This window comes from Pseudarthrobacter sp. AG30, assembly GCF_003116525.1.
Taxonomy (GTDB): domain Bacteria; phylum Actinomycetota; class Actinomycetes; order Actinomycetales; family Micrococcaceae; genus Arthrobacter.
This window is the reverse complement of the sequence record NZ_QEHL01000002.1, coordinates 226,194-238,557: the sequence shown is the minus strand read 5'-3', so window position 1 is coordinate 238,557 and position 12,364 is coordinate 226,194. Positions and strand designations below refer to the sequence as shown.

The 12,364-nt window shown below is 63.5% G+C and carries 16 protein-coding genes; 3 read left to right on the top strand and 13 right to left on the bottom strand.

Going from position 1 to position 12,364, the window contains the following annotated elements:
• Nucleotides 1–7 precede the first annotated feature (7 nt).
• From rplQ to DC347_RS02815, 7 genes are all read right to left on the bottom strand, one after another.
• On the bottom strand, nucleotides 8–583 hold the full coding sequence (gene rplQ, locus DC347_RS02845) for a 50S ribosomal protein L17 (RefSeq protein ID WP_109044358.1): 576 nt from the start codon (nucleotides 581–583) through the stop codon (nucleotides 8–10).
• Between the two features lie 67 nt (nucleotides 584–650).
• On the bottom strand, nucleotides 651–1,661 hold the full coding sequence (locus tag DC347_RS02840; protein ID WP_013601812.1) for a DNA-directed RNA polymerase subunit alpha: 1,011 nt from the start codon (nucleotides 1,659–1,661) through the stop codon (nucleotides 651–653).
• 130 nt (nucleotides 1,662–1,791) lie between these two features.
• Nucleotides 1,792–2,193: a 30S ribosomal protein S11 gene (rpsK, locus tag DC347_RS02835; protein WP_018760435.1), complete on the bottom strand. Its 402-nt coding sequence runs from the start codon at nucleotides 2,191–2,193 to the stop codon at nucleotides 1,792–1,794.
• 54 nt (nucleotides 2,194–2,247) lie between these two features.
• Nucleotides 2,248–2,622 (bottom strand): 30S ribosomal protein S13, encoded by a 375-nt coding sequence (gene rpsM, locus DC347_RS02830; protein ID WP_003803743.1) that lies wholly within the window; start codon nucleotides 2,620–2,622, stop codon nucleotides 2,248–2,250.
• A gap of 184 nt (nucleotides 2,623–2,806) precedes the next feature.
• On the bottom strand, nucleotides 2,807–2,920 hold the full coding sequence (gene rpmJ / locus DC347_RS02825) for a 50S ribosomal protein L36 (RefSeq protein ID WP_009358722.1): 114 nt from the start codon (nucleotides 2,918–2,920) through the stop codon (nucleotides 2,807–2,809).
• Between the two features lie 70 nt (nucleotides 2,921–2,990).
• Nucleotides 2,991–3,212, bottom strand: a complete 222-nt coding sequence (gene infA, locus DC347_RS02820) for a translation initiation factor IF-1 (RefSeq protein WP_009358723.1) — start codon at nucleotides 3,210–3,212, stop codon at nucleotides 2,991–2,993.
• Nucleotides 3,213–3,379: 167 nt separating this feature from the next.
• Nucleotides 3,380–4,354, bottom strand: a complete 975-nt coding sequence (locus tag DC347_RS02815; protein ID WP_206073874.1) for a P1 family peptidase — start codon at nucleotides 4,352–4,354, stop codon at nucleotides 3,380–3,382.
• Nucleotides 4,355–4,570: 216 nt separating this feature from the next.
• Here DC347_RS02815 and DC347_RS02810 point away from each other — a divergent pair, with 216 nt between their 5' ends.
• Genes DC347_RS02810 through DC347_RS02800 form a run of 3 tightly spaced genes read left to right on the top strand, consistent with a single transcriptional unit; the run spans nucleotide 4,571 to nucleotide 7,855 of the window.
• Nucleotides 4,571–5,530 (top strand): carbohydrate ABC transporter permease, encoded by a 960-nt coding sequence (locus tag DC347_RS02810; RefSeq protein ID WP_026264298.1) that lies wholly within the window; start codon nucleotides 4,571–4,573, stop codon nucleotides 5,528–5,530.
• Complete coding sequence (locus tag DC347_RS02805; protein WP_109044357.1) at nucleotides 5,527–6,447, top strand: carbohydrate ABC transporter permease; 921 nt, start codon at nucleotides 5,527–5,529, stop codon at nucleotides 6,445–6,447. The genes DC347_RS02810 and DC347_RS02805 overlap by 4 nt, the downstream gene beginning before the upstream one ends.
• Before the next feature lie 58 nt (nucleotides 6,448–6,505).
• Complete coding sequence (locus tag DC347_RS02800; protein ID WP_109044356.1) at nucleotides 6,506–7,855, top strand: ABC transporter substrate-binding protein; 1,350 nt, start codon at nucleotides 6,506–6,508, stop codon at nucleotides 7,853–7,855.
• Nucleotides 7,856–7,960: 105 nt separating this feature from the next.
• Here the strand turns inward: DC347_RS02800 and map are convergent, their stop codons facing one another.
• The 6 genes from map to rpsE form a co-directional block, all read right to left on the bottom strand.
• On the bottom strand, nucleotides 7,961–8,788 hold the full coding sequence (map, locus tag DC347_RS02795; RefSeq protein ID WP_018760441.1) for a type I methionyl aminopeptidase: 828 nt from the start codon (nucleotides 8,786–8,788) through the stop codon (nucleotides 7,961–7,963).
• Between the two features lie 72 nt (nucleotides 8,789–8,860).
• Nucleotides 8,861–9,430: an adenylate kinase gene (locus tag DC347_RS02790; protein WP_018760442.1), complete on the bottom strand. Its 570-nt coding sequence runs from the start codon at nucleotides 9,428–9,430 to the stop codon at nucleotides 8,861–8,863.
• A 5-nt stretch (nucleotides 9,431–9,435) separates the two neighbouring features.
• Nucleotides 9,436–10,746, bottom strand: a complete 1,311-nt coding sequence (secY, locus tag DC347_RS02785) for a preprotein translocase subunit SecY (protein WP_026264301.1) — start codon at nucleotides 10,744–10,746, stop codon at nucleotides 9,436–9,438.
• Nucleotides 10,747–10,957: 211 nt separating this feature from the next.
• Complete coding sequence (gene rplO, locus DC347_RS02780; RefSeq protein WP_013601817.1) at nucleotides 10,958–11,443, bottom strand: 50S ribosomal protein L15; 486 nt, start codon at nucleotides 11,441–11,443, stop codon at nucleotides 10,958–10,960.
• Nucleotides 11,444–11,650, bottom strand: coding sequence for a 50S ribosomal protein L30 (gene rpmD / locus DC347_RS02775; RefSeq protein ID WP_018760444.1), 207 nt, complete (start codon nucleotides 11,648–11,650; stop codon nucleotides 11,444–11,446).
• 2 nt (nucleotides 11,651–11,652) lie between these two features.
• On the bottom strand, nucleotides 11,653–12,339 hold the full coding sequence (rpsE, locus tag DC347_RS02770; protein WP_231369818.1) for a 30S ribosomal protein S5: 687 nt from the start codon (nucleotides 12,337–12,339) through the stop codon (nucleotides 11,653–11,655).
• Nucleotides 12,340–12,364 lie beyond the last annotated feature (25 nt).

Here is a 12,364-nt window from a genome sequence, read left to right as displayed (position 1 = left end):
CAGCGAATTACTTCGCGTCCTTCTCCTCGGCAGCCGGAGCTTCCTCAGCGGCCGGAGCCTCTTCGGTTGCGGCGTCCTCGGCAGCAGGTGCTTCTTCGGTTGCGGCAGCTTCCTCAGCGGCGGGAGCCTCTTCGGCAGCCGGAGCGGCAGCGGCAGCTTCCTTCTTGTCGGCGTCGCGCTTGGCGGCAGAGGTAGCCTCGGCTACTACGGCCTGCTTGGCGGAAACCGGCTCCAGGACCAGTTCGATGACAGCCATGGGAGCGTTGTCGCCCTTGCGGTTGCCGATCTTGGTGATGCGGGTGTAGCCGCCGTCACGGTTCTCCACTGCCTGGGCGATGTCGGTGAACAGCTCGTGGACGACGCCCTTGTTGCTGATCAGGCCGAGAACGCGGCGGCGGGAAGCGAGGTCGCCACGCTTGGCGAAGGTCACCAGGCGCTCTGCGTAGGGCTTCAGGCGCTTGGCCTTGGTCACCGTGGTGGTGATCCGCTTGTGCTCGAACAGGGATGCTGCCAGGTTCGCGAGCATGAGGCGCTCGTGAGCCGGGCCGCCTCCGAGGCGCGGACCCTTAGTGGGGGTAGGCATAATTGTTTCTCCTCATGTGGAAGCCGTGGGCGGCACACCATGGTGCTGCCCGCGGCCAAGATCTGGTTTAGAGTTCGTCGTCGCCGAAGGCGGCGTCGTCCTCTTCGATTGCTGCGGCGCGTGCTGCGAGGTCAAAACCGGGAGGCGAGTCCTTGAGGGACAGGCCCAGTTCAACCAGCTTTGCCTTGACCTCGTCAATGGACTTTGCACCGAAGTTGCGGATGTCCATCAGGTCGGCCTCGGAGCGGGCAACGAGTTCACCCACGGTGTGGATGCCCTCACGCTTGAGGCAGTTGTAGGAACGGACGGTGAGGTCCAGATCCTCGATCGGCAGTGCCATGTCGGCTGCCAGGGCAGCGTCGGTGGGCGACGGGCCGATCTCGATACCTTCAGCTGCGGTGTTCAGCTCACGGGCCAAACCGAACAGTTCCACCAGGGTGGTGCCTGCGGAAGCGACGGCATCGCGCGGGGCGATGGCCTGCTTGGTCTCGACGTCGACAATCAGCTTGTCGAAGTCGGTGCGCTGCTCAACACGGGTTGCTTCCACGCGGAAAGTAACCTTCAGGACCGGCGAGTAGATGGAGTCGACCGGGATACGGCCGATCTCTGCGTCGCCGGACTTGTTCTGAGCTGCCGAAACGTAGCCGCGGCCGCGCTCGATGGTCAGTTCGAGTTCGAACTTGCCCTTCGAGTTCAGCGTGGCGATGTGCAGATCCGGGTTGTGGAATTCGACGCCGGCCGGCGGAGCGATGTCCGCGGCGGTGACGACTCCGGGGCCCTGCTTGCGCAGGTAAGCCACGACGGGCTCGTCGTGCTCGGAGGAAACCGACAGGCTCTTGATGTTGAGGATGATCTCGGTGACATCTTCCTTGACACCCGGAACCGTGGTGAACTCGTGCAGCACACCATCGATCCGGATGCTGGTTACGGCAGCACCGGGGATGGAGGAGAGCAGGGTACGGCGGAGGGAGTTTCCGAGGGTGTAGCCGAAGCCCGGTTCCAGCGGTTCGATGATGAACCGCGAACGGTTTTCGGAGACTACCTCTTCGGAGAGGGTGGGGCGCTGTGCAATGAGCACTTAGGTTTCCTTTCGGCGAGCATCCGCTATATGACGCAACACAGGTGGTGGAAATTCGGTCTGAAGACTTAACGCGCTGGGCTTGCCCGGGCCATCACTGGTCCGGGCAAGCTCCTGCTGCGGAAAAGAATTAGACGCGGCGGCGCTTCGGCGGGCGGCAGCCGTTGTGCGCTGCGGGGGTGACGTCCTGGATGGAGCCAACCTCGAGGCCTGCGGCCTGCAGCGAACGGATTGCGGTTTCGCGCCCGGAACCCGGTCCCTTGACGAAAACGTCAACCTTGCGCATGCCGTGCTCCTGCGCACGCTTGGCAGCGGCTTCGGCAGCCATCTGGGCAGCGAACGGGGTGGACTTGCGCGAGCCCTTGAAGCCAACCTCGCCAGAGGAAGCCCAGGAAATAACAGCACCGGAGGGATCCGTGATGGAAACGATGGTGTTGTTAAAGGTGCTCTTGATGTGCGCCTGGCCAAGCGCGATATTCTTCTTGTCCTTCTTACGCGGCTTGCGAACCGCGCCACGAGTCTTCGGGGGCATTTTTTCTCCTACAGAAAGTTATTGGGGAAAGTCCGTAAATCCCGAGCGGGGATTTTAACGGGCCTTCTTCTTGCCGGCGACGGTACGCTTCGGGCCCTTGCGGGTACGTGCGTTGGTCTTCGTACGCTGACCGCGTACGGGCAGGCCCTTGCGGTGGCGCAGGCCTTCGTAGCTGCCGATTTCAACCTTGCGGCGGATATCTGCTGCTACTTCGCGGCGAAGGTCACCCTCAACCTTGTAGTTGCCTTCAATGTAGTCACGCAGCTCAACCAGCTGGGCGTCAGTCAAGTCCTTGACGCGAACGTCAGCGCTGATGCCCGTGGCAGCCAGGGTTTCGTGTGCACGGGTCTTGCCCACGCCGTAGATGTAAGTAAGCGCAATTTCCAGCCGCTTTTCGCGGGGAATGTCTACGCCAGCGAGACGAGCCATAGTGGCAGTACTCCTTGATAAACCGGAGGTCGTAGGCAGTACACCCGCACATTCCGTACGGCCCCAGCCTCCGACCGGGGGTTAGCTGTCCGGACTCTTTCGAGCTCAATGTTCCAGATCAGCTTGTGCTGCCTTTATTTACTTGCGTGGGTTAGCAACCCAGGATTTCCTTCAGGGAAGGAAATTAGCCCTGGCGCTGCTTGTGGCGCGGGTTCTCGCAGATCACCATGACCCGGCCGTTACGGCGGATCACTTTGCACTTTTCGCAGATCTGCTTGACGCTCGGCTTGACCTTCATGGCGTTCCTTTGCGTGTAACAGTTGGTCAGCTGGAGCAGCAGTCAGCATGCGCTGCAGCTGCCCAGCAATTTACTTGTAGCGGTAGACGATACGACCACGGGTGAGGTCGTACGGGCTCAGCTCCACCACTACGCGGTCCTCGGGGAGGATCCGGATGTAGTGCTGACGCATCTTTCCAGAGATGTGTGCCAGAACGATGTGCTTGTTGGTGAGCTCAACGCGAAACATCGCGTTAGGCAGCGCCTCGGTCACAACGCCTTCGATCTCAATGACCCCGTCCTTCTTGGCCATACCCTCCGCTAACTGTTGTTGCCGCAGCCCCGCCGGATTGCACCGGACATGACTACGAACGTTTTTGTTGGATCGATTGCCATCTCCAAGCCCAAAAGGGCGCGGCAGTCCAGACAACCAACAGACAACATTACGCCATCTGGCGGCGAAAGTTAAATCCAGCCATGCTAGCGCATCCGGTCGCCGTATGCACCATACGCACCCGCAGGAGTGGTCACGGCCTCCGCGCTGGCCACGCCGTCCAGAACGGCCAGGCGGACGACGTCGGCTGCCGCGCTTTGCAGCGAAATGAGGCTGGTTTGCCGGGCGGCTTCGTCCGTGCGGTCCAGCGCCAGGGCGCCGGACGCGAGGCAGAATACGGTATCCCCGTCGGCGAGGGTGTGGCTCGGATTCAGGGCCCGGGCAATCCCGGCGTGTGAGGCAGATGCCGTGCGCTTGCACTCCGCCGCATCCAGCACGGCATTGGTGGCCACGACGACCAGGGTGGTGTTCAACGGCGCCGGACGTCCCGGCTTGTCCTCCCGGTGATGGAGCCTGTCGGAATCCAGGGTTCGGTTCTCGACAAGCCCACCCACGGGGAGCCCGAGTGCGTTGACTATGGCCAGCGCACCCACAACTACGCCGTTCTCCAGCATGACCGATGCTGTTCCCACGCCACCTTTGAACTGTCCCCTGCCGATGAGGGCTCCGGTGCCGGCACCGACGTTGCCGCGCTCGACGTCGTGCCCCTCCGGTTGTGCCGACGCGGCGGCGGCTGCCGCGAAGCCCATGTCCGGCGTCGGCCGTGCGGCGAAGTCGCCACCCCTGCCAAGGTCGAAGATCGCGGCTGCCGGAACGATGGGCACGACTCCCCCGGGCACGGCGAACCCGCGGCCGTTGGCCTCGCACCAGGCTTGGGCGCCGGCGGCGGCGGCAAGCCCGTAGGCGCTGCCACCGGCCAAGACCACCGCATCCACGGTGCTGACCAGCGTGGTGGGGTCGAGCGCATCCGTTTCGTGGGTGGCGGGGCCGCCGCCCTGGACGTCCACCGACCCCTTGGTGCCCGGCGGCGGCAGGACCACCGTGACTCCGGTCAGCCAGCCATCGCCGGTCCGCTGGTAGTGGCCTACCCGGACGCCCGGGACGTCTGCAATGGTTCCCATGCCCCTATTCTCCACGTCGCGGGCGCGCCCCTGCCGCAAGGGCAAACTTTATGCGAGACTGCATCCAACACAGCGTTAACGGGCGACGAAGCCTCGGATAACAGTCCTTCGAGAAGGGCAAATGCGGGCTTCAGCCCACTGACGGTCTGGTGTAGTTAGTCCCTAGATTCAGCCAGTGCCCGCCACGAGCAGGCTCCCGACCCGGGAGAGACACGCATGACCCGTCAACTCGCCCCGCATCCGTCCGCCAAGCCCAAGCGGCCGCCAGGACCCGCAGCGAAAATTCCGCACCGGCGGTGGACCGCAAGGAACCGCCGGGACTTCTTTGTTTTCCTTGCCATGGCGCTGCCCAACCTGGTGCTGATTGCCGTCTTCACCTACCGTCCGCTGATCAGCAACATGTACTACTCCACGCTGGACTGGACGCTGGGTTCCCCCACCGCCACCGTCGTGGGCCTGGCCAACTACGCCACCTTCTTCACCAGCAATGACGCCCCCAAGGTCCTGGGGACCACCGCCGTGTTCACCGTGGTGACGGTGGGCGGATCCATGCTGCTGGGCCTGCTGGTGGCGGTGGCGCTGAACGGGAAGATCCGTGGCACCACGTTTGCCCGGTCCGCCGTGTTTGCGCCCTACGTGCTCTCCGGCGTGGGCGTAGGCCTGGTGTGGCTGTTCATCTTCGACCCCGGCTACGGCGTCCTCGCCTGGCTGCTGCGCGGCATCGGCCAGCAGAGCCCACAGTGGATCAACGACCCCCAGTTGTCGCTGGTCATGGTGATCCTGGTGTACGTCTGGAAGAACCTTGGCTATTGCGCCGTGGTGTACCTTGCCGGGCTGCAGTCCCTGCCGAAGGACGTCATGGAAGCTGCATCCCTCGACGGTGCGAACGGGTTCCGGCGTTTCCTGAGCATCTCGCTGCCGCTGTTGTCCCCCACCACGTTCTTCCTCCTCATCACCACCATGCTCAGCTCGTTGCAGGCCTTTGACCTCATCCGCATCATGACGCCGCTGGGCACCGGCACCAGCACCCTGATCTACGAGGCTTACCTCCAAGCGTTCGGGGCGTACAACCGGGCCGGCTATTCGGCAGCCATTTCCGTGGTGCTGTTTGCCATCCTCCTGGTGATCACCGTGCTGCAGCTGCGCTTCGTGGAACGAAAGGTGCACTACTCGTGACGTCCCTATCACCGGTCAACCCGGACCCGGCGGCCCCGGCGGTGTCGACGCCGGATCCGGCCCTCCGCCCCGACCGCCCTTTTTCGCGCCGAAACCTTGTCCAGACGATTGTTGGCGGCTACCTGCCGCTGCTCATTGCCACGCTGGTGGTGTTCCTGCCCCTGCTCTGGATGGTCCTCAGCTCCTTCAAGTCCTCCGGCGAGATTGTCACCACGGACCTGAAGATCCTCCCGGAGAGCCTGAACCTGGAGAACTATCGGACCGCCATGACCACCGTCCCGTTTGGACAGTTCTTCGTGAACAGCACCATCGTTACCCTGGCGGGGGCCACCATCAAGGTGCTGCTCGCGATCCTGACGGCGTACGCGCTGGTCTTTGTCCGCTTCCCGTTCCGGAACTTCATCTTCCTGTTGATCCTGGTGGCCCTCATGGTGCCGCCGCAGGTCTCCATCCTGCCCAACTTCATCCTGATCGCCGGGATAGGCGGAAAGAACACCCTGTGGGGCATCATCCTGCCGGGCCTCGGCACCGCGTTCGGTACCTTCCTGCTGCGCCAACACTTCCGGACCCTGCCCGCCTCCATCCTGGAATCGGCGGAAATGGACGGGGCCGGGCACTGGCGCCGGCTGTGGCAGATCGTGGTTCCGGTCTCGGTCCCCTCCATTGCCACGGTGGCACTGGTGACCATCGTGACCGAATGGAACGACTACATCTGGCCGCTGATCATCACAGACCGGCCGGAGACCATGACCCTCCCGGTGGGCCTGACGCTGTTGCAAAACAGTGAGAGCAACGCCGCCGGCTGGGGCGTGCTCATGGCCGGCGCCGTCTTGGTCATCGTGCCCATCCTGATCATCTTCGCGGCCCTGCAGCGCTACATCGTGGCGGGCCTCACCCAAGGCAGCGTGACCGGCTAAGCTGCCGGCCGCCGTCGAACTTCCACCTTCCACAAGGCAACAACCGAAAGGAACTCTCATGGCATTGCATCTGGACCGGAGGCATTTCCTGGGCCTGGCAGGGGCTACCGCCTCCGCGGCCGCCCTGGCAGCATGCGGCGGCCCCTCAACCACCGGCGGCGGCCAGGCCACGTCCCAAGCGGCCGACATCGACTTCAGCGGGTTAAAGCCTGCGGCCAAGATCGACTTCTGGTCCAGCCACCCTGGCCAGTCCCAGGACGTCGAAAAGAGCCTGATCGACAAATTCCACGCCCAGAACCCGGACATCACGGTCAACCTGGTTACGGCCGGCGCCAACTATGAGGAGATCGCCCAGAAATTCCAGACCGCGCAGGCGGCCAAGTCGGGCCTCCCCGGCGTCGTGGTCCTGTCCGACGTCTGGTGGTTCCGCTATTACACCAACGGCAGCATCATCCCCGTCGACAGCCTCACCAAGCAGCTGGACATGAAGATGGACGATTTCCAGAAGTCCTTGGTGGACGACTACAAATACGACGGCAAGCAGTGGGCCCTCCCCTACGGCCGCTCAACGCCCCTGTTCTACTACAACAAGGATCACTTCGCCGCCGCGGGCCTGCCCGACCGCGCCCCCAAGACCTGGGACGAGTTCGGGGAATGGGCACCCAAGCTGAAGGCGAGCTCCGGCGCCCAGTACGCCTACATCTACCCGGCCCTGGCCGGCTATGCGGGGTGGACGCTGCAGAACATGCTGTGGGGCTGGGGCGGCGGCTGGTCCAACGAATGGGACATCACGTGCGACTCAACCGAGTCCGTGGCGGCGCTGCAGTGGGCCCAGGACTCGATCTACAAGGACAAGTGGGCGGGCGTCTCCTCCAAGGAAGCCGCTGACGATTTCTCCGCCGGCCTGACCTCCACCACTATTTCCTCCACCGGCTCGCTGCTGGGAATCCTTAAGTCCGCCAAGTTCAATGTGGGCGTAGGCTTCCTGCCGGGCGGCCCGAAGGCGCAGTCCAACGTATGCCCCACCGGCGGCGCCGGCCTGGGCATTCCGAGCGGGATCACCAAGGAGGAACAGCTGGCCGCGGGTACGTTCCTGAAGTTCATCACGCAGCCGGAGAGCACCGCGGAGTTCTCTGCCGCCACCGGCTACATGCCCACCCGCAAGTCTGCCGACATGACGGCGGTCCTGGCCAAGACGCCGCAGATCAAGACGGCCATGGACCAACTGGCCGTCACGAAGGTCCAGGACAACGCCCGGGTGTTCCTGCCGGGCGCAGACCAGGAGATGGCCAAGGCTGCCGCGAAAATCCTCACCCAGCAGGGCGACGTCAAGTCCTCCATGACGGACCTGAAGAGCACCCTGCAGGGAATCTACGACCGGGATGTGAAGCCGAAGCTGAAGGCTTAACGCTTTTCGACACGCCAAAGCCCTGGCGAACCCCGTTTTGGGTTCGCCAGGGCTTTTGCGTGTCGCTGAGGAAGACACGCGTCGTACCGCTCTTGGCGGGTCGGGCTAAGGGATGGGGACGGGTGTGACGCCCAGCGGCACCAGGTGCTCCGCGCCGCCGTCGGGGGCCGAAAGCACCCAGATGCCCTTCTCATGCACAGCAACCGAATGCTCCCACTGGCAGGACCGCTTGCCGTCGGTGGTGACCACGGTCCAGTCGTCCTCAAGAACCGCGGTGTCGATGCCGCCACGGACCAGCATGGGTTCGATGGCAAGGCACAGGCCTGGCTTGATCTTCGGTCCCCGGTGGTTGGTGCGGTAGTTCAGCACGTCCGGGGCCATGTGCATCTCGGAGCCAATGCCGTGGCCCACGTAGTCCTCCAGGATGCCCAGGGGCTTGCCCGGAACGGAAGAGACATAATCGTCGATGGCGGCACCGATATCGCCCACATGGCTTCCCGTGGCCAGCGCCGCGATGCCACGCCACATGGCCGCCTCGGTGACATCGGAGAGCCGCTGGTCTTCCGGATCCGCTGTGCCCACGATCACGGACCGCGCGGAATCGGAGTGCCAGCCGTCGACGATGGCCCCGCCGTCGATGGAAATGATGTCACCGTCCTGCAGGACCCGGCTGCCCGGGATACCGTGGACCACTTCCTCGTTCACGGACGTGCAGATGGTGGCCGGGAAGCCGTGGTAGCCCAGGAAGTTGGATTTCGCGCCCGCTTCGTTGAGGACCGCTGCGAAGACGTCGTCCAGGTGCTTGGTGGTGACGCCGGGCACGGCGGCGGCGACGGCGGCATCCAGCGCCCGGCTGAGGACCAGTCCTGCTTCATGCATGGTGCGCATCTGGGCGTTGTTCTTGAATTCGATGCGGGGTTGGCCGAAGGCCATGGTGTGTCCTTTCAAATGGCTGAGGCTCCTCCCGGATTCCGGGAGGAGCCTCGATAACCGTGGCGCCTTGGGTCAGGCTGCCTGTGCGGCCTTGATGGCCTGCATCACGCGGTTGGTTACTTCGTCGATGGGACCGATCCCGTCCACCTGGGTCAGGATGCCACGCTCGGCATACTTCGCCACCACTGCCTCCGTCTGCTCGTGGTAGAGGTCAAGGCGGTGGCGGATGACGGCTTCGTTGTCGTCGCTCCGGCCCGTTTCCTTGGCCCGGCCCAGGAGGCGGTGAACCAGTTCCTCGTCGTCGGCCGTCAGCTGCAGCACCACGTCGAGCTTCTCGTCGCCGTCGGCGAGGATCTCGTCAAGGTAGTCCACCTGCGCGGTGGTGCGCGGGTAGCCGTCCAGCAGGAAGCCGTTTTCGACGTCGGATTCGCCCAGGCGGTCGCGGACCATCTTGTTGGTCACGCTGTCCGGAACGAAGTCACCGTTGTCCATGTACTTCTTCGCCTCGATGCCGAGCGGGGTTTCGCCCTTCACGTTGGCACGGAAGATATCGCCGGTGGAGATGGCCACAACGCCAAGGCGTTCTGAAATCCGCTCCGCCTGCGTTCCTTTTCCGGAACCGGGAGGTCCAATAATCAGCATTCTCGTCATCGCAAAAGCCCTTCGTAGTGACGTTGTTGTAGCTGCGCATCAATCTGCTTGACGGTCTCCAGGCCAACGCCCACCATGATCAGGATCGAGGTGCCACCGAACGGGAAGTTCTGGTTTGCGTTGATCAGTACCAGTGCCACCAGTGGAATCAGTGCCACGAAACCCAGGTAGAGGGCGCCGGGCAGCGTGATCCGCGAGAGCACGTACTGCAGGTAGTCCGCGGTCGGCCGGCCGGCGCGGATACCTGGAATGAAGCCGCCGTACTTCTTCATGTTGTCCGAGACTTCTTCAGGGTTGAAGGTAATCGCGACGTAGAAGTAGGTGAAGAACACGATCAGGAGGAAGTAAACCGCCATGTAGATCGGGTGGTCACCGCGGGTCAGGTTGTTGTTGATCCATTCAACCCACGGCTGGAGCTGCTCGCCGTTCCGAGGCTGGTTGAACTGTGCGATCAGCCCTGGAATGTAAAGCATGGAGGAAGCGAAGATCACCGGAATGACGCCGGCCATGTTCACTTTGATGGGAATGTAGGTGCTGGTTCCGCCCACGGTCCGGCGGCCGATCATCCGCTTGGCGTACTGGACCGGAACGCGCCGCTGGGACTGTTCCACGAAGACCACCAGGGCAACCGTGAGAAGGCCCACCACCAGGACGAGGAAGAAAGTCCCCGGTCCCTGGGAGGTCCAGATCGCGCCGAGCGAGGTGGGGAACTGCGCTGCGATGGAGGTGAAGATCAGCAGCGACATGCCGTTGCCCACACCCTTTTCGGTGACGAGCTCGCCCATCCACATGATCAGGCCGGTGCCGGCCGTGAGGGTGATGATGATCAGGATGGTGGTGATGATGCTCGTGTCCGGGATCACCGGGAGCTGGCAGCCCGGCAGAAGCTGGCCGGAGCGGGCCAGGGACACCAAAGTGGTGGCGTTGAGCAGGCCCAGGGCGATGGTGAGGTAGCGGGTGTACTGGGTCAGCTTGGACTGGCCCGATGCGCCCTCGTCGTAGAGCTGCTGGAACCGGGGAATGACCACCCGGAGCAGCTGGACGATGATGCTGGCCGTGATGTACGGCATGATGCCCAGGGCGAAGATGGACACCTGGAGCAACGCGCCGCCGCTGAAAAGGTTGACGAGCTGGTACAGCCCGCCGGCAGTCTGACCGTTATGCAAGCATTGCTGGACATTCTGGTAGTTCACACCGGGCGAGGGAATGAAAGCACCCAAGCGGAAGATGGTGATGATTCCCAGCGTGAACAACAACTTGCGTCGCAGATCAGGCGTGCGAAAGGCCCGGCCAAATGCGCTAAGCAAGCGTCCTCCTGTGGTGTCAATAAGAGTGGGGTTGCGGAACTTGATAAATCCCGACAACCGAGTCTAACGGTTGGATGCGCGATGCGAACAATCCATCCCCGCCGGGGTGCGCCGGAAGGCAGGAAAAATTCGCCCGGCGGATATGGAAAACTCCCGGTATCCGGGGCCAAAGCCCGCGGATACCGGGAGTTCAACAGCTGGCGCCGTCCCTTTAGAGGGCGGTGGTGCTTCCGCCTGCTGCGGCAATCTTTTCTGCGGCACTGGCCGAGAATGCGTGGGCGGTGACGTCAACCTTGACGGTGATGTCGCCGGTGCCCAGCACCTTGACGGGCTGGTTCTTGCGAACGGCACCCTTTTCGACCAGGTTCTCCACGGTGACTGCGCCACCTTCCGGGAACAGCTCGTTGAGCTTGTCCAGGTTTACAACCTGGAACTCAACCCGGAACGGGTTCTTGAAGCCGCGCAGCTTCGGCAGGCGCATGTGCAGCGGCAACTGGCCGCCGGCAAAGCCAGCCTTCACCTGGTAGCGGGCAGCCGTACCCTTGGTACCGCGGCCGGCGGTCTTACCCTTGGATGCCTCACCACGACCAACACGGGTCTTGGCGGTCTTGGCACCCGGAGCGGGACGCAGGTGGTGAACCTTCAGGGCGTTCTGCTTCTCAGCAGCCTGTGCCTTATCAGCAGTGTTCTCTGCCATTTACTTCGCCTCCTCTACCTTTACCAGGTGCGGAACCGTGTTGATCATCCCGACGGTCACGGCGTCGGCGGTGCGGACAACGGTGTGTCCGATCCGCTTCAGGCCGAGCGACCGCAGGGTGTCGCGCTGGTTCTGCTTGCCGCCAATGGCGGACTTGATCTGAGTGATCTCCAACTGAGCGTCGGAGGGGACCAGGTTCTTAGCCATGACTAGGCACCTGCCTTCGGGGCGAGAAGGGCCTTCACCAGTGCCTGGGGAGCAACCTCGTCCAGCGGCAGGCCGCGGCGTGCTGCCACGGATGCCGGCTCTTCGAGGCGCTTCAGGGCATCAACGGTCGCGTGAACGATGTTGATGGCGTTGGAGGAACCGAGCGACTTGGAGAGGATGTCGTGGATACCCACGCACTCCAGTACTGCACGGACCGGACCACCGGCGATAACACCGGTACCGGCGGAGGCCGGACGCAGCATTACGACGCCGGCAGCGGCTTCACCCTGAACACGGTGCGGGATGGTGCTGCCGACGCGGGGAACGCGGAAGAAGGACTTCTTGGCCTCTTCAACGCCCTTGGCGATAGCAGCGGGAACTTCCTTGGCCTTGCCGTAGCCGACGCCGACCATGCCGTTACCGTCACCAACGACCACCAGGGCGGTGAAGCTGAAGCGACGACCACCCTTGACGACCTTGGAAACGCGGTTGATGGTGACAACGCGCTCTACGAACTGGTTCTTTTCGGCTTCACGGCCACCGTCGCGGCCGCCACGGCCACCGCGGTCGCCGCGGCCCTGGCCACGGTCTCCACGCTCGCCGCGACGGGCGCCACCACGGCGGTCCTCGGCAGCGGGGGCAGTGGTCTCAGCAGCTGCGGCTTCGGGCGCCTTCTGATCTGCAGACACAGTGTCCTTTTCCTTGTTTGCTTCG

Coding starts and splice junctions, on each gene's coding strand:
- DC347_RS02800 (WP_109044356.1), top strand. CDS start 6,506: ATGGCATTGCATCTGGACCGGAGGCATTTCCTGGGCCTGGCAGGGGCT.
- rplQ (WP_109044358.1), bottom strand. CDS start 583: ATGCCTACCCCCACTAAGGGTCCGCGCCTCGGAGGCGGCCCGGCTCAC.
- rpmJ (WP_009358722.1), bottom strand. CDS start 2,920: ATGAAGGTCAAGCCGAGCGTCAAGCAGATCTGCGAAAAGTGCAAAGTG.
- rpsK (WP_018760435.1), bottom strand. CDS start 2,193: ATGCCCCCGAAGACTCGTGGCGCGGTTCGCAAGCCGCGTAAGAAGGAC.
- rpsM (WP_003803743.1), bottom strand. CDS start 2,622: ATGGCTCGTCTCGCTGGCGTAGACATTCCCCGCGAAAAGCGGCTGGAA.
- DC347_RS02810 (WP_026264298.1), top strand. CDS start 4,571: ATGACCCGTCAACTCGCCCCGCATCCGTCCGCCAAGCCCAAGCGGCCG.
- DC347_RS02790 (WP_018760442.1), bottom strand. CDS start 9,430: ATGCTGATTATTGGACCTCCCGGTTCCGGAAAAGGAACGCAGGCGGAG.
- DC347_RS02815 (WP_206073874.1), bottom strand. CDS start 4,354: ATGGGAACCATTGCAGACGTCCCGGGCGTCCGGGTAGGCCACTACCAG.
- infA (WP_009358723.1), bottom strand. CDS start 3,212: ATGGCCAAGAAGGACGGGGTCATTGAGATCGAAGGCGTTGTGACCGAG.
- rpmD (WP_018760444.1), bottom strand. CDS start 11,650: ATGGCTAAGAACCTGGTCCCCTCCGACGCTCAGTTGGAGATCACTCAG.
- map (WP_018760441.1), bottom strand. CDS start 8,788: ATGGCCTTCGGCCAACCCCGCATCGAATTCAAGAACAACGCCCAGATG.
- rplO (WP_013601817.1), bottom strand. CDS start 11,443: ATGGCAGAGAACACTGCTGATAAGGCACAGGCTGCTGAGAAGCAGAAC.